The sequence below is a fragment of the Enterobacter sp. BRE11 genome (genome assembly GCF_031844285.1).
In the GTDB taxonomy this organism is placed as follows: Bacteria; Pseudomonadota; Gammaproteobacteria; order Enterobacterales; family Enterobacteriaceae; genus Pantoea.
This window is the reverse complement of record NZ_JAUZUX010000016.1, coordinates 91,884-109,366: the sequence shown is the minus strand read 5'-3', so window position 1 is coordinate 109,366 and position 17,483 is coordinate 91,884. Positions and strand designations below refer to the sequence as shown.

General features: G+C 59.2%; 20 protein-coding genes and 1 pseudogene. 8 read left to right on the top strand and 13 right to left on the bottom strand.

Annotated elements, in window-relative coordinates:
• Positions 1 to 4: 4 nt before the first annotated feature.
• From ycgZ to Q9R34_RS17145, 3 genes are all read left to right on the top strand, one after another.
• Positions 5 to 244 carry a regulatory protein YcgZ gene (ycgZ, locus tag Q9R34_RS17155; RefSeq protein WP_434123363.1) on the top strand — a complete coding sequence of 80 codons (240 nt, stop codon included), beginning with the start codon at positions 5 to 7 and terminating at the stop codon, positions 242 to 244.
• Between the two features lie 170 nt (positions 245 to 414).
• Complete coding sequence (locus tag Q9R34_RS17150) at positions 415 to 708, top strand: hypothetical protein (protein ID WP_434123364.1); 294 nt, start codon at positions 415 to 417, stop codon at positions 706 to 708.
• 36 nt (positions 709 to 744) lie between these two features.
• Positions 745 to 1,278, top strand: a complete 534-nt coding sequence (locus tag Q9R34_RS17145; RefSeq protein WP_485895266.1) for a hypothetical protein — start codon at positions 745 to 747, stop codon at positions 1,276 to 1,278.
• On the opposite strand, the gene Q9R34_RS17140 is transcribed toward Q9R34_RS17145, so the two are convergent.
• From Q9R34_RS17140 to Q9R34_RS17130, 3 genes are all read right to left on the bottom strand, one after another.
• Positions 1,250 to 2,236, bottom strand: coding sequence for a UV damage endonuclease UvsE (locus Q9R34_RS17140; RefSeq protein ID WP_485895264.1), 987 nt, complete (start codon positions 2,234 to 2,236; stop codon positions 1,250 to 1,252). The genes Q9R34_RS17145 and Q9R34_RS17140 overlap by 29 nt on opposite strands.
• A 108-nt stretch (positions 2,237 to 2,344) precedes the next feature.
• On the bottom strand, positions 2,345 to 2,803 hold the full coding sequence (locus Q9R34_RS17135; protein ID WP_434123369.1) for a DMT family transporter: 459 nt from the start codon (positions 2,801 to 2,803) through the stop codon (positions 2,345 to 2,347).
• A gap of 1 nt (position 2,804) precedes the next feature.
• Positions 2,805 to 3,218, bottom strand: a complete 414-nt coding sequence (locus tag Q9R34_RS17130; RefSeq protein ID WP_485895302.1) for a DMT family transporter — start codon at positions 3,216 to 3,218, stop codon at positions 2,805 to 2,807.
• 79 nt (positions 3,219 to 3,297) lie between these two features.
• On the opposite strand from Q9R34_RS17130, the gene Q9R34_RS17125 reads away from it, so the two are divergent.
• Entirely contained in the window at positions 3,298 to 4,257 is a 960-nt protein-coding gene (locus Q9R34_RS17125; protein WP_485895262.1) for a LysR family transcriptional regulator, read from the top strand.
• 340 nt (positions 4,258 to 4,597) lie between these two features.
• Positions 4,598 to 5,803 (top strand): diguanylate phosphodiesterase, encoded by a 1,206-nt coding sequence (locus Q9R34_RS17120; protein ID WP_485895260.1) that lies wholly within the window; start codon positions 4,598 to 4,600, stop codon positions 5,801 to 5,803.
• Positions 5,804 to 5,858: 55 nt separating this feature from the next.
• On the opposite strand, the gene Q9R34_RS17115 is transcribed toward Q9R34_RS17120, so the two are convergent.
• A complete protein-coding gene (locus Q9R34_RS17115; RefSeq protein WP_033748899.1) occupies positions 5,859 to 6,074 on the bottom strand; it encodes a hypothetical protein in 216 nt (71 codons plus the stop codon).
• Positions 6,075 to 6,148: 74 nt separating this feature from the next.
• Positions 6,149 to 7,029 (bottom strand): annotated as a pseudogene (locus Q9R34_RS17110) (alpha/beta fold hydrolase).
• Between the two features lie 168 nt (positions 7,030 to 7,197).
• Between Q9R34_RS17110 and Q9R34_RS17105 the strand changes: the two are divergent.
• Positions 7,198 to 7,788 carry a CGNR zinc finger domain-containing protein gene (locus Q9R34_RS17105; RefSeq protein WP_485895258.1) on the top strand — a complete coding sequence of 197 codons (591 nt, stop codon included), beginning with the start codon at positions 7,198 to 7,200 and terminating at the stop codon, positions 7,786 to 7,788.
• A 23-nt stretch (positions 7,789 to 7,811) separates the two neighbouring features.
• Here the strand turns inward: Q9R34_RS17105 and aroD are convergent, their stop codons facing one another.
• From aroD to Q9R34_RS17070, 7 genes are all read right to left on the bottom strand, one after another.
• Positions 7,812 to 8,657 (bottom strand): type I 3-dehydroquinate dehydratase, encoded by an 846-nt coding sequence (gene aroD, locus Q9R34_RS17100; protein ID WP_485895256.1) that lies wholly within the window; start codon positions 8,655 to 8,657, stop codon positions 7,812 to 7,814.
• Positions 8,658 to 8,747: 90 nt separating this feature from the next.
• Complete coding sequence (locus Q9R34_RS17095) at positions 8,748 to 10,136, bottom strand: purine-cytosine permease family protein (protein ID WP_485895254.1); 1,389 nt, start codon at positions 10,134 to 10,136, stop codon at positions 8,748 to 8,750.
• A gap of 208 nt (positions 10,137 to 10,344) precedes the next feature.
• A complete protein-coding gene (locus Q9R34_RS17090; protein ID WP_485895252.1) occupies positions 10,345 to 11,811 on the bottom strand; it encodes an aldehyde dehydrogenase in 1,467 nt (488 codons plus the stop codon).
• Positions 11,812 to 11,822: 11 nt separating this feature from the next.
• Positions 11,823 to 12,860 carry an LLM class flavin-dependent oxidoreductase gene (locus tag Q9R34_RS17085; protein ID WP_434123379.1) on the bottom strand — a complete coding sequence of 346 codons (1,038 nt, stop codon included), beginning with the start codon at positions 12,858 to 12,860 and terminating at the stop codon, positions 11,823 to 11,825.
• 20 nt (positions 12,861 to 12,880) lie between these two features.
• Positions 12,881 to 13,801 carry a flavin reductase family protein gene (locus Q9R34_RS17080; protein WP_485895250.1) on the bottom strand — a complete coding sequence of 307 codons (921 nt, stop codon included), beginning with the start codon at positions 13,799 to 13,801 and terminating at the stop codon, positions 12,881 to 12,883.
• Positions 13,788 to 14,633, bottom strand: a complete 846-nt coding sequence (locus tag Q9R34_RS17075) for an alpha/beta fold hydrolase (RefSeq protein WP_485895248.1) — start codon at positions 14,631 to 14,633, stop codon at positions 13,788 to 13,790. Before Q9R34_RS17075 ends, Q9R34_RS17080 begins: the two co-directional genes overlap by 14 nt.
• Positions 14,605 to 15,207, bottom strand: a complete 603-nt coding sequence (locus Q9R34_RS17070; protein WP_485895246.1) for an amino acid synthesis family protein — start codon at positions 15,205 to 15,207, stop codon at positions 14,605 to 14,607. The genes Q9R34_RS17075 and Q9R34_RS17070 overlap by 29 nt, the downstream gene beginning before the upstream one ends.
• Positions 15,208 to 15,664: 457 nt before the next feature.
• Between Q9R34_RS17070 and Q9R34_RS17065 the strand changes: the two genes are divergently transcribed.
• Both Q9R34_RS17065 and Q9R34_RS17060 read left to right on the top strand, forming a co-directional pair.
• The gene (locus tag Q9R34_RS17065; protein WP_485895245.1) at positions 15,665 to 16,342 is read left to right on the top strand and encodes a GntR family transcriptional regulator; all 678 of its coding nucleotides are present in this window, start codon (positions 15,665 to 15,667) and stop codon (positions 16,340 to 16,342) included.
• A 3-nt stretch (positions 16,343 to 16,345) separates the two neighbouring features.
• Complete coding sequence (locus Q9R34_RS17060) at positions 16,346 to 16,630, top strand: DUF1330 domain-containing protein (RefSeq protein WP_485895243.1); 285 nt, start codon at positions 16,346 to 16,348, stop codon at positions 16,628 to 16,630.
• A 69-nt stretch (positions 16,631 to 16,699) separates the two neighbouring features.
• Here the strand turns inward: Q9R34_RS17060 and Q9R34_RS17055 are convergent, their stop codons facing one another.
• Positions 16,700 to 17,407 (bottom strand): phage antirepressor KilAC domain-containing protein, encoded by a 708-nt coding sequence (locus tag Q9R34_RS17055; protein ID WP_434123385.1) that lies wholly within the window; start codon positions 17,405 to 17,407, stop codon positions 16,700 to 16,702.
• Positions 17,408 to 17,483 lie beyond the last annotated feature (76 nt).

Below are 17,483 nucleotides of genomic sequence, written 5' to 3'. Positions count from 1 at the left end.
AATTATGCGTCAGAGCAGCAGCCTTCTCTCTTCATCCGAAGATATCGCACGTTATTTTCGTGAAGCCAGCCTGCCTTCCCAACAGGAAACGCTGGGCCAGATCGTTGTTGAGCTTCTCCGTGCGGGCAAAAACGTCAATCGTAAAGGGATTTGCACTAAGCTGGTTAGACGACTGGAAGTAGCCTCGACGGCGGAAGAAGAGCAACACTATCAGCGCCTTATCGGCTTATTATTGGGTCGTTAATACCCGATTATCGTTACGATTTCCGTTTTAACTGGCACGACCTTAGATATAAGCAGGCATTCGCTGGCTTCGGCCAGCACCAGCTGGGTGCGCTGGTTCTTTCTGTAGTCAACCGCACCTCAATCCTGCCCCAATTGCTGGGGCGTGCAGCGGGACACAGAGCAAATGTTATGTATAAAAGTAATGAAGAAAGACTGACCGATATCGTTATCGGCGAGGCGACGCTGGAGCTGCTGTTGTCTGACAAAGCGGTCTCCAGCCGTGCTTTGATGGACGTGCTGCAGCGCATGGCGGCCGAAGAGACGGATGAAGAGCGTCAGCAGGTTATCGCTCGCGCCATTAACGAGGTGCAGCAGAACCTCACCACACAATCTACTCAGTCTCGCGTGACATTACGCGATCGCAACAACAATGAGCATCACTTTAAGGGCGATGCGATACCTGGCGATAAACGCAGGCATTGATCCTCTCTTTTCCGGTTTTCCTTTAAGGAGCACTCGATGAATATTGCCTGTTTAGGTTGGGGCTCGCTGATCTGGAAACCGGGTGATCTTCCCGTTGAAGGCGCGTGGCATCAGGATGGCCCGCGCTTTCCCATCGAGTTCTCCCGCACCAGCGACGGCGGCGAGCTGGCGACCGCGATCTGCATGAACGCTCCGCCGGTGCCGGTGCTCTGGGCCAGGCTGGCGACGCAGGATTTAGGTCAGGCCTGCCTGCGACTGCGCGAGCGCGAAGGGATCCCTGATGAACGCGTCGACGGCATCGGTATTTTTTCCCTAACGGCGCATACGCCCGGCGTACTGGCCGAGTGGGCGCGCGCGCGCGAGCTGGATGCGATCATCTGGACCGGGCTGCCGCCGAAGCTGGGCAGCGTTGAAGGGTTCGTTCCCACGCTGTCGCAGGCGATAGACTATCTGCAGCAGCTGGAAGGCAGAGAGGCAGACCACGCGCGCGCCTATATTTTGCAGGTGCCCGCGCAGATCGATACCCCTTATCGTCGCGCGATTACCGCTCACTTCGGCTGGGATCGATAACCCCTCTGGTCAGCGCATAGTCATAAAGGCGCTGACTGGCGAGATTCTTCATTTTCACCTCGCACATGATATCGAAGGCGCTAAACGACAGCGCCCAGTCGTTAAGCGTCGCATTGAAATAGTAGTCGGAGTGCGCGCGCAGTTTGGTTTTCGCTACGCCCAGGCTGCTCTGATCGGGATAGCCCTGTTCCGGTATCAATCCTTCCTGCGAGATCGAATAGTGCAGCACCGGCTGAACGCCGCGCCATGACGCCAGAATCTGGTCGATACGGCTATCGTCTGGCTGAATAAAGTCGTTCTCTTTCACCCAGTGGTGGTGAATATCCAGCACAATGGGACAGAGCGCCCTCGCCTGCAGCACCTCATCCAGCGAACAGGAAATCTCATCATTTTCCACCGTCAGCATATTGCGCGCTTCAGGCGTAAGCTGACCAAAGGCCTGCTTAAACCCCTCGAAGCCTTTCTTGCCGTTCATATGGATGTTGATTTTAAAATCCTGAAACGTTTTGCCGTAGCCCATTAGTACGGCGCAGAGCGCATGGTACTCCACATCTTCGATCGCCCGCTGCACCACGTCGGGGTTATCCGACGCCAGCACCGAATATTGCCCGGGATGGAAAGAGAGACGGATGCCATGCTGACGCGCCAGCGCGCCACAGCGCTCAAACAGCGGGTAGAGATCGGGCAAAAATTCGCGGTAGAGCGGCATCGCTTCCGGCACGGTAAAGAGCGGCAGCAGATCGCTGCCGATACGCATCATGCGCAGGGTTTCAGGCTGGGTCGCCAGCGTTTCAAGCAGGCCAGCAAGATTCGTCAGGTTCAGGCGGGCAAGGCCGGCGATCAGCGCCATCTGCTCATCGCGCGGCAATCTGAGAAAGCGGGTACGGGTTGTGCTCTTGAACGGGAAATGTTGTTTGCCATCTGCATCCAGATATTTACACGCGAAGCCTAATTTCATATTTCCCCCTGTTAAACACAAACAGTAAGTTTAACAGTTATTTGAAAACCGGCTGGATGCAAGACGCGACAATCAGGAATGCCTGCGCAGAGGGCGCAGGCATCGCGGTCAGGCACTCGCTTTTTTCGGCCTGTTGCTGCTGTAGATAAAGAAGAGCGCAATCGCCAGGCAGACCACCGCCGCCAGCCGACCTGGCGAGAAGGCGATCGCCGGATTGCCTAACCAGCCAAAATTATCGATCAGCATGCTCATGGCGAGCTGGCCGAAGATCACCGCGACGGTGGCGACGGCCGTTCCGATACGCTGCACCGCCAGCACCATAATCACGATATAGGGAACGCCGCACAGCGCGCCCAGCAGCTGCCACTTGGGCACCTCCATCAGGCTCTGCGCCTGCGGCGGCTCAAAAAAGAAGATCAGCAGCGCCGTCACCACCGCGCCCAGCGCGAAGGTAAGAAAGGCGCAGCGGAAGACGCCGACTTTGGCGCCGAGCTGGCCGTTAATCGCCGCCTGAACACTCAGCAGCGCGCCGCCAAGTACCGCTAAACAGATCATAAAAATCGTCATATTAACCTCGGGCGACCAGCGCCAGTGCGATAACAATAAACAGCAGCGCAATGATGCGCTTGCCATCGATTCTGCGATGCGGCGTGCCCAGCAGGCCGAAGTGGTCAATCACCAGGCTTTTGAATACCTGACCGGCAAGAATGCCGATCATCGTCATGGCGATGCCGATCACCGGCGTCGCCAGCGTCAGGACCACCACGTAGCCAGGGCCTAAAATCCCGCCGAGCAGCTGCCAGCCCGGCTGGGCGAAAAACGACGGGCTGTTGCGCGGGCTGAAAAAGAGCATCAGCAAAAAGGTGAGCGCCGCGCCGACGCCAAAAATGCTGAACGTCGCCCAGAGATCGCCAACCTGCTGACCCAGCGGCCCGAGCAGCCCCGCCTCTACCGACAGTCCCATCCCGCCGGCGATAACCAGTAATAGAAAACAGCATAATAGCGTCGATTAAATTAAAAAACGCTATAGTGTGGCAAACACCTTTGCAGGAAATGCATTAATGGACGGCACCGGCTCGATTGATCTGCGCGCGCTGCGCTTTTTTCTTGGCGTCTACGACGCGCAAAATTTTTCCGTGGTGGCGCGGCGCGAAGGGGTCTCCGCCTCGGTGGTGTCGCGGACGATTCTCCAGCTGGAGGATGCGCTGGGGCAGCAGCTCTTCTACCGCAATACGCGCGCGGTGATCCCGACCGAAGCGGGTCGGCTCTTTATCGACTATGCGCGCGCCATCGACAGCCAGTTTAGCGACGCGCGACAGGCCTTGCAGGCGCGCTCGCTTCAACCGTCAGGCCTGGTGCGGCTTAATGCGCCCGTCTTTTTCGGCCAGCGGCATATCGCGCCCTGGCTGGCGGGCCTGTCGGCGCGCTATCCGCTGCTGGAGATTGAGCTGACGTTGACCGACGACTATGTCGACCCCCACCGCACCGCGACCGACCTTATCTTTCGCATCGGCACGCTTACTGACTCCTCGTTTCACGAGCGGGTGCTGGGCAGTCAGCGCTACTATCTGGCCGCCGCGCCAGACTACCTCGCCAGGCATGGCGCGATCGCCAGCCCGGATGCACTGAGCGAGCATCACTGTCTGGTCTACCGCGGCTTCGTGGGGACTAACCGCTGGCTGTTCCGACGCGACGACGCGCCCTGGGTGCACTATCCGGTTAGGCCGCTGCTGTCGTCGAACAACGCCGAGACCTTGCTGACCGCCGCGCTAGGCGGTATGGGAATGGTGCTTTTTCCTGACTGGCTCACGGGCGATCATCTGCGCACGGGCAAACTGGTCAGACTGCTGGAGGAGTATGAAGCGGGGATCTCTCCTGTGCCGCAGCACATTGCCGCCATTTATCCCAATACGCGTCATCCACCGCGCAGCGTGCGTGCGGTGATCGATTATTTTGTCGAGGTGTATGGTTCGCCACTCTACTGGCAACGCGAGGCGTCAAACGAGGCTCAGAAGGCGTAGATTATTACCCGGGCCAGCGCGAGAAAACAGGGGCGGCGGCAGATAACGCGTTTTCCATCCTGTCTGGCTCTATGGCATAAAACATTCTGACTGAGACGCAATAAAAAGCCGGGTCATAGCGTAACGGCCATTTTAAGCGAAGCGGTTAAGGCTGAAAAATTAGTTTCAGCGCGCCGCCAGATTCATGGATAAAATTAAAGCGAACCGGCAGCAGGTTATGACTTTTTTTTAGAAAACAGCCTCCGGCATACTTTTTTTTATTTCTGAAAAAAACCGCTAGACAATTCCTGCGCGACCTCTGTTAATGTGTGCCTCACAAAAGCCAAGACTGGAATTATCCATGCTGACAACAATAATTTATCGCAGCCATCTGGCAGACGACGTGCCTGTAAAAACGCTGGATAATTTAGCTACACGCGCCAACAGCAAGAATGAAACCTATGACGTTACCGGCATTCTGCTGTTTGACGGCACCCATTTTTTCCAGCTTCTGGAGGGTTCCGATGCAGCGGTATGCGCCATATATGAACGCATCTGCGCAGACAAGCGTCATCATAACTTAGTGGAGTTAATGTATGACTACTCGCCGTCGCGCCGCTTCGGCAATGTCGGCATGGAGCTGTTTGACCTGCGCAAATATGACAAAGAGACGGTGCTGCAGGCGGTGCTTGATAAAGGCACCTCAAAATATCAGCTTACCTATGATGACCGCGCCCTGCAGTTTTTGCGTACCTTCGTCGAGGCGAGAGAAAAAGCCAACTATTTTGAAATCCCTTCTACTGACACGCTGCAGTTTGTCGTGGAAGAGAGGCTGGAAAAAGCCATCGCCCCGCCGGACGCCGCCGACTGCAGCTTCGCCTTTCAGCCGATTATCGATCCGCTGAAGCAGCAAATCGTCTCGCTGGAGGCGCTGATCCGCACGCCAGACGGCAGCGCGCCGACTGACTATTTTGCCCAGTACTCCGGCGACGATATTTACGCTGCGGATATTAAAGCGAAAGGCGTCGCCTTCGCGCTGGCGAAAAAGCTCGACATTCAGGGCCAGACGCTATCGGTCAATTTGCTGCCAATGTCACTGGTGGTGGTACCTAACGCTGTAGAGATTCTGCTGGAGCAGATCAAGCAGAACGGGCTGGTGCCGGAGCAGGTGGTAGTGGAGGTGACGGAAAACGAGGTGATTTCACGTCTTGATGAGTTTACCGTCGCCGTTAAGCAACTGCGTGCGGCAGGCATCAGCATTGCGCTGGATGATTTCGGCGCCGGTTTCGCCGGGCTGTCGCTGCTGTCGCGCTTCCAGCCGGACAAAATTAAAATCGACCGCAACCTCATTATCGACGTGCATAAAAGCGGGCCGAAACAGGCGATTGTGCATGCGATTCTTAAATGCTGCTCCTCGCTGGAGATCAGCGTGATCGCCGAAGGGGTTGAGAAGCCGGAAGAGTGGATGTGGCTGGAAGCCGCTGGCATCAGCAATTTCCAGGGTTATCTGTTTGCCCGCCCGCAGCTGAACGGTATTCCGGCGGTCGCCTGGCCAGATATTCAGTAAGCTGACCAGATGGGCCGCCTTTCGCGCGGCCCATCTGTTTTCACTCAGCCAGCGGCTAAATTTCGTCGTTCGGCGGAATAGCGTTTTTTCCCAGCTTCACCAGAAAACTGCCGTCGACGCGTTTAATTTTTGCGCCCCGATCGCCCCAGTACATCGCGATACCAAAAAACTCATCGGCAGAAAGCTCATAGCCGATAACCACTGATTTATGCTCCCCGCTGCTGAGCAGTTCATTCAGCTCATCCAGATTGCTGGCGATAGCGTAATCCATGTTTCCCCCCTGATGATTCACTTTAAATAGTGCGGCCAAAGTTTAACCATACGCCATCCCGGCAAATCCGCCATCTAAACCGCTTCGCCGCCGATCACCTGCCTGATGCGCTGCGCGATATAGCCCGCATGGGTTTCCAGCGCAAAATGGCCCGTATCGAGCAGCTCAACCTGCGCCTGTGGGTTATCCCGCAGATAAGCCTGCGCGCCTGGCGGAATAAAGAAGGGATCGTGTTTGCCCCAGATAACCAGCGTCGGCAGCTGTTTCTCACGGAAGAACTGCTGAAAAGCCGGGTAGCGCGTCAGGTTATTCGCGTAGTCCAGGAAGAGATCCAGCTGAATATCTTTGTTGCCGGGCCGCTCCATCAGCAGCGCATCAAGCATATAGCCTTCTGGTGCCACCAGCGTTTCGTCGCTGACGCCATGCAGGTATTGCCAGCGGGTGCCTGCCAGATTGAGCACGTTGTCATGCACGACCTGGCGATTTTCCGGCGTCGGCTGCGCCCAGTAGCGGCGAATCGGCTCCCATGCGTCGCCCAGGCCTTCCAGATAAGCATTGCCGTTTTGCGACACCAGCCGGTTACCCTGTCGGGATAAGCGAGCGCCAGCCGCAGTCCGCTCGGCGCGCCATAATCGAACACGTAAAGCGCGTAGCGTTCGAGCCGTAGTGCATCGACAAACGCGGCGAGCGTGTCGCCCAGGGCGTCGAAGCTATAGACGTAACGGCGCGCGTCCGGCACTTCGGTAAAACCAAAACCGGGCAGATCGGGCGCCACCAGATGAAAGCTGTCGCTCAATAAGGGAATCAGATCGCTAAACTGATGCGAGGAGCTGGGATAGCCGTGCAGCAGCAGCAGCGTGGGGCGTTCAGGATTGCCTGCCTCGCGGTAGAAGACGCGTACGCCGTCGGCGTCGACATAGCGGTAGTGCACTGGACAGAGCGGATTGCTGATCATTTTGACCTCTCATGTAACCGTTAAATTCGTTTTTTACAGGTTGGTTTATACCCTGGCACAGAACACAAACCTTTAAAAGTTATTTTTAGCGGTTACTTGAGTGCGCCACCGTTGCAGCAAGCAACCCTTTAACCTAATCTTTAATGGTTATCAGGAGAGCAGAATTAGATGAAAGAGAGAAACAGCGAACCCTTTCCCGCCGCGCCGCTGCAGATTGGCGATCATCTGGCGCTCGATTTTCTGAACACCGTGGCGCAGGTTGATGGCGAACCGCATGATTTTTTTCAGCGCGACGAGGATGTGGTGCGCTGGCTTGAGGCGGCGGGATGCGGGTCAGCCGGGAGGGCGCGTGAAGCGCACGCTGGCGGATTGCTCAAGGCGGCGCGTGAACTGCGCACTGTTATTCTGCAGGCGGTAAAGCAAAGAAAAAGAGAGGAAGCCTGGCAGCCGGATGCGCTCAATCGCTTCCTTCGCAGCGCCTCCAGCCACTTTGAGCTGACGCTAAACCAGGATGGCCAGCCTGAGTCTCGCCGCGTCTACGCGACGGCGACGCCAGAGCAGCAGCTTGCCCCGGTGGCGGAGCAGGCTGCCGATTTGCTGGTAAACGGCGATTTCTCGCTGGTGCGCGAGTGCGAGCATCCCGACTGCACGCTCTGGTTTTACGACCGCACCAAAGCGCATCGCCGCCGCTGGTGCAGCATGGCGCTGTGCGGCAACCGCGCCAAGGCGGCGCGCTTTCGCCGGATGACTCAGAGCTAAGACGGCTGCGCGCCAGTCGTGATTCAGGATGAGGGCGTATTCGCTTTATGCAGCGTGCTCATTGCCCGATCCAGCGCCTGCACCTCAAGCTGGCCCGGCGCAGACGCCTCGTCCAGCGTGCCGAAGGTCAGATTGCTGCCGAACACCTCGCCCGACAGGCGCGTCACCGCGCCCAGGCCGCCCATCGCCATGGTCAGCAGCGGCCTGTCGCTGCGCTGGCGCATCTGCCAGGTCACGTCGCTCAGGCGGCTGACGTCGTGCGGCGTTCTCGGCATCACCGCTATCTTCAGAAAGTCCGCGCCGTGCGCCTCCTGCCACGTCAGCCGCTGCAGCATGTCAGCGCTATCCGGCGTCGCCTGGAAGTCATGATAAGAGAGGATCACCGCGATGTGTCGGCGGTGCGCCTGCGCCACCAGCCGATCCACCGCCTGCGCGCCGATGCGCATCTCAATATCGATAACATCGGCGAAGTCTGCCTCGATCCACTGCTGATAAAGGGCGATATAGCTGGCGTCATCCGGCGACAGGCTGCCGCCTTCGTTTTTAGTGCGCAGCGTCAGCAGCAGCGGCTTGCCCTGAAGTTCACGGCGCATCTCTCGCCCGAGCTGCGCGACCCTGTCAACGTGAGTGGCGAAATCGAGCTTATCGACGCGCAGTTCGACCATTCGCACCTGCGGCGTTTGCGCCGCCTGGCGCGCCAGCTGCAGCGCACTCTCGGCATCGTCGCCCGTGGTCGAGACGATAATGGCCGGTTTGCCCTGCTGAATGGTGAGATTGCCCACTTGTAACGGCCGTACATGCGCAGATGGCGGTTCCGCAGCCGCTGCGGAAACCGACATCATCAGTAGCGCTAAAGGTGCTTTGAGCATAAAACCTCTCCCTGTCCTGAATAAAACCCAGGGTTTAAGATCTAGCTCACACTTTTATCACCATCAAGCCTCAACGCGCCGGTCACTGCATTACTGGGCACGCTGCTGCTGGGGCGCCATCAGCGATGCGCCTTTTTTATGGAACAACAGATAGGCGGCGCTGGTCACCACCAGGCTAATCACCCAGAAGATATCGGCGCCAGGGACCAAATGGGCATAGGGTCCGGTAAAGAAAGCGTTCTCGACAAACGGAATCTGCACCATCACGCCGCCGAAATAGATCAGCAGCGCGTTGGCATTCACCAGCCCATAGCGACCGCCGTCGGCGCGGAAAATCGAGGGGATGTCATCGCGCTGCTGCTTCACCACATAAAAGTCGAGCAGGTTGATGACGCTCCAGGGGAGCAGCACGCCGATCAGCGCCCAGATCAGGTTCAGGAAGAAAGAGACGAAGTTGGCCGATGCCGCCAGCGATACCAGCACGCCGCCCACCAGCACCACCGCCGAAAACAGCACGCGCACGCGCGCAGCCGGAAGCCAGGTCGGGCGGAAGGTCTGCACGGCGGTAATCAGCGAGAGCACCGAACCATAAAGGTTCATCGAGTTATGGCAGATGATATTCAGCAGGAACAGCACCATCAGCACCGGCCCGAGCCAGCCGGTCGCCTGCCGCACCGCCGCCATCGCGTCCCCTTCGCCGCCGACTACATTCACCGCCACCACGCCGAACAAAAAGGCCAGTATCGTGCCGCAGCAGGCGCCGAGCCAGGTGCAGATAAAGGGTTTGAACACCCCGATATTGGCGGGCAGATAGCGGGAATAGTCAGAGGTATAGGGTGAGAAGCTAATCTGCCACACCGCGCAGATGCAGAACGTGGCGAACCAGCCGTTGAGACTGAAGCTGCCGCGCTGCCAGAAATCCACCGGCAGCGGACGGCCAAGCATCACAATCAGCCCCACCACCAGCGCAATGCCCATCACCCAGGCGCCGACCTTGTTGATATGGTGGATAAAGCGATAGCCGACGATACCGATCAGCGTTGCCGCGACCGCGCCGAGGATGGTGGCGCTGTGGACCGATAGCGCCGGGATCACGTTATTGATCACCTTGCCGGAGAGCGTCACGTTGGAGATAAAAAAGCCGAGGTAGATCGCCGTGGTAAAGCAGATCACCAGCAGCGAGCCGTAGCGGCCGAACTGCGCGCGGCTCTGCACCATTTGCGGAATACCGACGCGCGGCCCCTGCGCCGAGGTGAGCGCCAGAAACAGCCCGCCGAACAGATGCCCGGCGATAATCGCCGAGATCGCCGAGAGGATATTAAGGTGGTAAGTCTGGGTCGAGATGGCACCGGTCACCACCGCCAGCGGCGCGATATTGGTGCAGAACCACAGCGTGAACAGGCTGCGCGCCTGGCCGTGCCGCTCGTTTTCCGGCACGTAGTCTATCGATTTATTTTCTATCACGTTGTTTTGAGACATTTTATCCTCCGCACTGGGGATTTTTATTTTGTGATGTGTAGGGTTGCGTAGCTGAACGGCGGCAAAGCCTGGCCGGAGGCCGTCGTGGCCCCGACAACAATCGGGCTTCTGAATTCATCCTTTACGTCAGACGCAGCGCCGGTATCCGTGCGGCGCGCGCCTGCGGGTCACCTCATCCGTGAGGTCTTTTCCTGGTGTGGTCACGCAGTTAACGCATGACGAAGGGATCGCCGATGGGCTCGTCGCTGGTGCGCAGCCACACCGTTTTGGTGGTGGTGAACTCCAGCGCCGCCTCCATGCCGCCTTCGCGGCCGTGGCCGGAGAGGCCGTAGCCGCCAAAGGGCGCCAGCGGCGACACCATGCGGTAGGTATTGATACAGACCACGCCGCTGCGCAGCGCCTTCGTCACGCGATGGGCGCGCGCCAAATTCTGCGTAAAGACGCCCGCGGCCAGCCCGTAGGCGGTGTCGTTAGCGAGGCGAATCGCCTCCGCCTCATCGCGAAAGCCCACCACCGACAGCACCGGACCGAACAGCTCGTTCACCAGCGTTTCGGCGCGCGGCGCGGCGGAGCAGTCAAGGATGGTCGGCGGATAGTAGAAGCCGGGCCGGTCGATAGCGTAGTGGCCGGTCAGCAGTCTCGCACCCTGCTCCAGCGAGCGGGCGACCAGCGACTGAATGCGGGTTTTCTGCTGCTGCGTGCAGAGGGGCCCAAACTGCGTCGTCATCTCCTGCGGTGCGCCGATGATGATGCGCTCGACGCGCGCCACCAGCGTCGCCAGAAAGCGCTCTTTGATGCTTTCCGCCACCAGCAGGCGCGAACCGGCGACGCAGCTCTGGCCCGACGCGGCAAAGATCGCCGCCACCTGCGCATTGGCCGCGCTCTCCAGGTCGGCGTCGTCAAAAACGATAAACGGCGACTTGCCGCCCAGCTCCAGCGTGGTTTTGCTGAGGTTCTCCGCGCTGTTGCGCACGATATGGCGCGCGGTGTCCGGACCGCCGGTGAAGGCGATATGCGCCACGTCGGGATGGGTGGTCAGCACCGTGCCGCAGCGCTCGCCGAAGCCGGTGATAACGTTGCAGACGCCCGCCGGGAAACCCGCCTCGGCAATCAGGCGAGCGAAGGCCAGCAGCGGCGTCGGCGCGCTTTCGGCCGCCTTCACCACCAGCGTACAGCCCGCCGCCAGCGCCGGGCCGATCTTCACCGCAGAGAGAAACAGCTGGCTGTTCCAGGGAACGATCGCCGCCACAACGCCTACCGGCTCACGCCGCGTCCAGGTTTCGGTATCGGCCTTGTCGATGCTGAGCACGCGCCCTTCCATCTTGTCGGCCAGCCCGGCGTAATAGCGGTAATAGTCGGCGACGTAAGCGATCTGCGCGCGGGTTTCGCGAATGATTTTGCCGGTGTCGAGCGTCTCCAGCCGCGCCAGCTCGTCAGCGTTCTGTTCGACCAGATCCGCCAGCCGCATCAGCAGCTTGCCACGCATTGATGCGGTCAGGTCGCGCCATGCCGGTGCGTTAAAGGCCTGATGCGCCGCTGCGACGGCACGGTTGACCTCTTCCGCGCGCGCTTCGGCGATGGTCGCCCACGGCTGACCGGTGGCGGGATTCAGCGAGTCGAACGTTGCGGCGCCCGACTCAAACTGGCCGTTAATAAAGAGTTTGAACGATTCCATCTCGCCACCTGTTAATGAAATTCGGGCATCACCTGGTTGATAAAGCGGGTCAGAGACGCCTTTTTACGTTCGAACGTCATGCCGCTGTCGATCCAGAGCGCAAATTCGTCATAGCCCAGCGCTTCGTAGTGCTTGAGGCGCGTAATCACCTCGTTGGCGCTGCCGATAGCCAGGTTCTTGCGCATCGCTGCCGCGGAGTAGTAGGTATTGGCGGCGATGTCGGCGTCGCTCAGTGGCTGGATCAGTCCCTGAGTGACCGGTCGTTCGTTTTTGAACCAGGCGCCAAAGTAGTTGTAGAAGCGGTTAAGCTCCTCCGCCGCCTGCTGCGCGTCCGCTTCGTCCTCCGCCACGTAGCCGTGCTGCAGCAGCATGATCTTCAGCGGCTTCTCCGGCGCGAGGCGCTGACGCGTTTCGTGGAAGCACTGCGCCAGACGCACGATCTCCTCATCGCCCTGATGCAGCGGCGTAACCTGGACGTTGCAGCCGTTGGTCACGGCGAACTCGTGGCTGTTGGGATCGCGCGCGGCGATCCAGATGGGTGGATGGGGCTGCTGTTTCGGCTTCGGCGACGAGGTAGAGAGCGGAAACTGCCAGAACTCACCGTTATGGGCATAATCCCCTTCCCACAGCTTTTTCACCGCGGGCACCAGCTCGCGCATGCGCTGGCCGGCATCCCAGGCGGTCAGGCCCGGCATCATGCGCTCATACTCGTAGCTGTAGGCGCCGCGCGCGATGCCCAGCTCCAGACGCCCGCCGGTAATGATATCGGTCATCGCCGCTTCGCCCGCCAGCCGCAGCGGATGGTTAAAGGGCGCGATCACCGTGCCGGTGCCGAGCCGCACGTTTTTGGTCCGGTTCGCCAGATCGGCCAGATTGATTAACGGGTTAGGCGCGATGGTGAAGTTCATGCCGTGATGCTCGCCGGTCCAGATGGCGTGCATATTGGCCTGATCCGCCATCTCGCACAGCGCCATCATTTCCTGGTAGAGCCTGTCCTGCGGCTCGTCGGGCGAGATGCGTTCCATATGGATAAAGAGTGACAGTTTCATAGGGTACCCCGGTACGAGTTTCAGCTGGCGAATTGTTTTATTGAACCGTTGATTTCATCGCCGTAATAGATGCTGTAATTGCCGACGCTACTCTCTCTGACGAAGCGATTCATCAGCGATTTCAGCGCCGAATCTTTGATGGAAAGCGCAGAAATTTTTTCCAGATCGAGCCATTCGCCCTGGCTGAGCACTCCAGGCGTGCTGTCGGTCGGCAGCGCGCAGAGAAAGACGATATGCTGCTTGTTGCTCTGGCGATCTTCGTAAATCGAATAGACAAAGCCGGGACTGGCGTTGACGCCCAGGTCGGCCATCAGCGCAGTCAGGGTTTCGCTGACGCTGCCGTCAGCGACAGGGCGCGAAGGCAGGCTGGCTGCGCCCGCGTTCTCCACCATGATGGCGTGGCCGTTGCATTCGATCAGCGCGCTGACTTCGACGCGCAGGCGATTGATCAGGGTTTGCGCATTCTGGTACGGCGTGAAATAGGCGCCGCGGTAGTAGCCCAGACCAGCGGTCGCCTGAGAGTCGAAGCCCTCGACCCTGCCAATCAGGAGCGCATGGTCGCCCGCATCCACCACCTGATGCAGCGCACAGTCGAACCAGGCGGAGCTGTGCTCCAGCAAGGGCGTGCCGTTGTCGCTGGCGCGCCATTCCACCAGCGCGAAGCGATCTTCTACCTTCGAGGCGAAGATATTCGACGTCTCTTTTTGCTGCTCCGCCAGGATATTCACCGCAAAGTGCGCGCACTCGGTAAAGTTGGCGAAGTTGGCCGAACGCTTGTCGATGCTGACCAGCAGCAGCGCCGGATCGAGCGACACCGAGGTAAAAGAGTTGGCGGTAAAGCCTATCGGCTGGCCCGCTTTGTCGCGGCTGGTCACCACGGTGACGCCTGTCATAAAGGCGCCGAACGCGTCGCGCAGCTGTCTGCGTTTATCTGTCTGCATGAGAAACTCCTGCCAGTGCGTTGATCTCTTTTTCCGCCGCGAGGGGTGCGGTCAGGAAGGTCATCATCTCCTGACTGACGCGTTCCGCGTCCGTCAGGCTCACCATATGCCGCGCGTTGGCGATCACCACCGCCTGTCCCTGCGGCGCTGCAGCGGCCATGGCGCGCGCCATCTGCGGATTCGAATTGGCGTCCAGCTCGCCGGTCAGCACTAACACCGGACACCGCATCTCGTCCCAGCGGTCGGCGTAGACCGCGTCGCCGCTGGCGAATGCCTGATAGGCGGCAGCATAGCCCTGCAGATTGACCTGCTGCAGCCAGCCGCCGACGCGGTCGCGCAGCGCGGTTTCACGTTCGTCGTCGCCGAACCAGCGCGCCAGCGGCGAATCCAGCTGGGCATCCCCGGCCGCCAGCTCTTTGGCACGCTGCAATACCGCCTGACGCGCCGCGTCGCTGCGGCGGTAGACGCCGCTCATCACGATGGCGTGGCTGACGCGGTCCGGATAGTCGATCGCCAGCCCGGCAGCGATCAGCGCGCCCATTGAGTGCCCTGCCACGGCGAAGCGTGACTCCGGCCGCTGGTCGAGAAACGCTGCCAGCCAGGCGACATAGTCCGGCAGCGAGACCGGTCGACTAAAGGCATCGCTCTCGCCGTGGCCCGGCATATCGACCGCAATCACGCGGAAGCGCGCGCTCAGCGCCTCAATCTGCGGGAACCAGGCCTCGGCATTCATCCCGACGCCGTGGATCAGCACCAGCGGCGCGCCTTGCCCAACTTCGAGATAGCTGACGCGCATCCCGCCGTCAGAGAGCCGCTGGGTTTTTCGCATCATGGCCTAACTCTTTCAGGTCGGAGTAACGGTTGCCGATACGGTGATGCGGACGGCCGCCCAGCGCCGCGCCCAGCGCGATAACGATCTCGTCGTAGCGCGGCGCATCGCCGATATTAAATTGCATGGTCAGGTAGTGTTCGCGGCTGCCTTCGTCGTTTTTATGCATCATCGGGATCAGCACTGGCGTGTTGGCCGGGCCGCGCGTGTTGTTAAATGCCAGATAGCTTTTGCTCTGCACCGCGCTGCGGTAGTGGTTGCCGAAGTGCAGCGTGTGGATCAGTGCGGAGGCGTGTTCCAGTTCGCCATCAAGCCCGACAACCGCGCTTTTGCCGAAGGCTTCGACGTTTTCGCCACTGCCCGCCTCTTTCAGAATCAGCCGGGTAAGCAGTTCGCCCAGCACCGGCGCGAGCTCGCGGATCTGCGGCGTCAGATCCTCAACGTAGCCCCGATCGGCCCAGGGGTTTTTCACTACGGCGGCAGCGGCGATCATCACCAGGGGTTTAGCAGCAGCCTTGCCGCCGTCGACGTACAGCGTTTCGGTGGTCACCAGCGTTTTACGAATGGCGGGATGCATAGTCCTCTCCTGAAAGTTATCAAAATGCTAAATGAATGTTTCGTGAGTGGTATAGCACTGGGAAAATTGCCATGTCAAAATATGGTATACCATCATACGAAATGGCATGCTGAGGGCTGCCGACACCGCTTTCAGCGTGTTAATCAGCTGATTTGAAACAGGATTTTAGACAGGAGTCCTGCTGCGTTATTGAACAGATCGTTACTGACACGTTCAAAATGCCAGAGCGAAAAAGCCGCGTGCATCAAGGCATTGCGCGTCGCCGACTGGCGTAACGCACTATTTTTAAGCAGAGTGCAAAAGTGTGAGGCGGGCCAGATTTAACCTGTTTATGCGCACCCGCCGCCGTAGCCTGGGCATTGCGCGCGCCGATCGTTCGGTGTTAATAGTAAGTTACCACCCGGCGCAGTCGGACCCGCGTCAGGTTAATTTATCTACTTGAATACAGAGGGATTTGATGGTTGATAACCATTCTCTGAGAATTGAAAACGCGCCAGTGACCCTGCGCGAACTGGCGCTGAAGAAAGTGCGCCAGGCGATTATCGCTGGCTATTTTAAGGCGGGCGACCGGCTGGTAGAGCGTCAGCTTACCGAGCAGCTCGGCGTCAGCCGCAGCGTGGTGCGGGAGGTGATCCGCTATCTGGAAGCGGAGGGCTTAATTGAGATCCTGCCGAAAAAAGGGCCGATCGTCGCCCTGCTGACGTGGGAGATTGCCGAGCAGATTTACAATATTCGCCTGCTGCTGGAACAGGAGGCCGCCTGGGACTGCGCGCAGCGCGCCAGCGAGGCCGATAAGGTACGGCTGCGCCAGCAGCTGCAGCAGATTGCGCAGGCATCGCGTGAGCACGACGATATCAGGCGCGTCGAGGCGTCGCAGGCGTTTTACGAAACCCTGTTCAGCGTGGCGCATCACACCATCGCCTGGGAGATTGTGCAGCGTATGAACAGCCGCATCAGCCGCCTGCGCGCGCTGACGCTCGCCTGGCCGGAGCGCGAAGTCGCGGGCTTTGAACGCATGTCGCGTATCTGTCAGGCGATTGAGCAGAACGATGCGCCGCGCGCGAAACAGGCGGTTTATGAGCATCTCACTGAAGCCGCTAGCCTGGCAAAGCAGATCCTTTCTCAACCGGAGTAAACCATGGCCGCATACTGGATTGCGCACGTCACTATTCACGATCCGACGCAGTATCAGCACTATATGGCGCTGGCCCCGGCCGCCTTTCAGGCCTACCACGCGCGCTTCCTCGCGCGCGGCGGCGAAGCGACATCGCTGGAAGGCGCCGCTTTTCAGAAGCATGTATTGATTGAGTTCGACGACTATCAGAGCGCGCTCGACTGCTATCACTCCGAGGCCTATCAGCGCGCCCGCGCCGAACGCGCCGACGTGGCGGAAGCGATGATCACCATTGTGGATGGGCTATAGCGCGCGGCAAGAAATTGCAGGCATAAAAAAACCGGTCAGCGACCGGTTTTAACCTGCATGCGGCACGAGTCAGGCGGCGACGCCTTTGGGCTGCGTAGCGACATGCCCCGCCCACAGGCTGGCGACCCATTTCACCCCTTTGGCGGTAAAGCGCGCCTGCGAAAACGCATGCTGATTTTCGCCCACGCCCGAGCGCAGCGTAAAGTAGCCCGCCTGCAAATGGTGATGCTGCGGGGTCAGCGTACCTTTATCGCGGTACATGATATTACGCTCCAGCAGGAACTGACGAAACTCTGGCTCTTTCACCTTCAGCATTTTGCACAGCTGGCGAAAACCGAGCGAGTCTGTCACCTCAACAAAGCGGTCAAAAAATTCCGCCTTTGGGGCGGAGAGCGCCAGCTGTTCTTCGGCAGCGCGGCGCTGCTCAAACTGCTCTGCCCAGGCGCGCGCCGCTTCAGCGGGGTTGGTAAAGTCGGGCAGATGCGCCACTTTTTCACGCTCCTGCCATTTGTCGAGCAGATCGGCGGTAAAGCCCGGCGACAGGCGCGCAACGGCCAGCAGCGAGTCGCGCTTGTTCAGGCAGAACTCCTGACGCATCTCTCCTTCATGCTCGTAAAGGTTGATCGTCAACGGCTGCGAAAGCCGCTGCGCGGTTTCCAGGCTTTTGATCAAACGTTTTACTTCGCCGTGGGTAATGCCGGTCAGTCGGGCGATTTCACGGCTGCTCATCAGGACAGAAGCGTTGAGAGCAGAAAGATTTTCAGTAGAGAACATCATCAGCGTCACCTCATGCAAACGTACGCAGCCGTCTGGGCTGTTGAATAAGTATACAGGATACTGTTGTTATATCCAG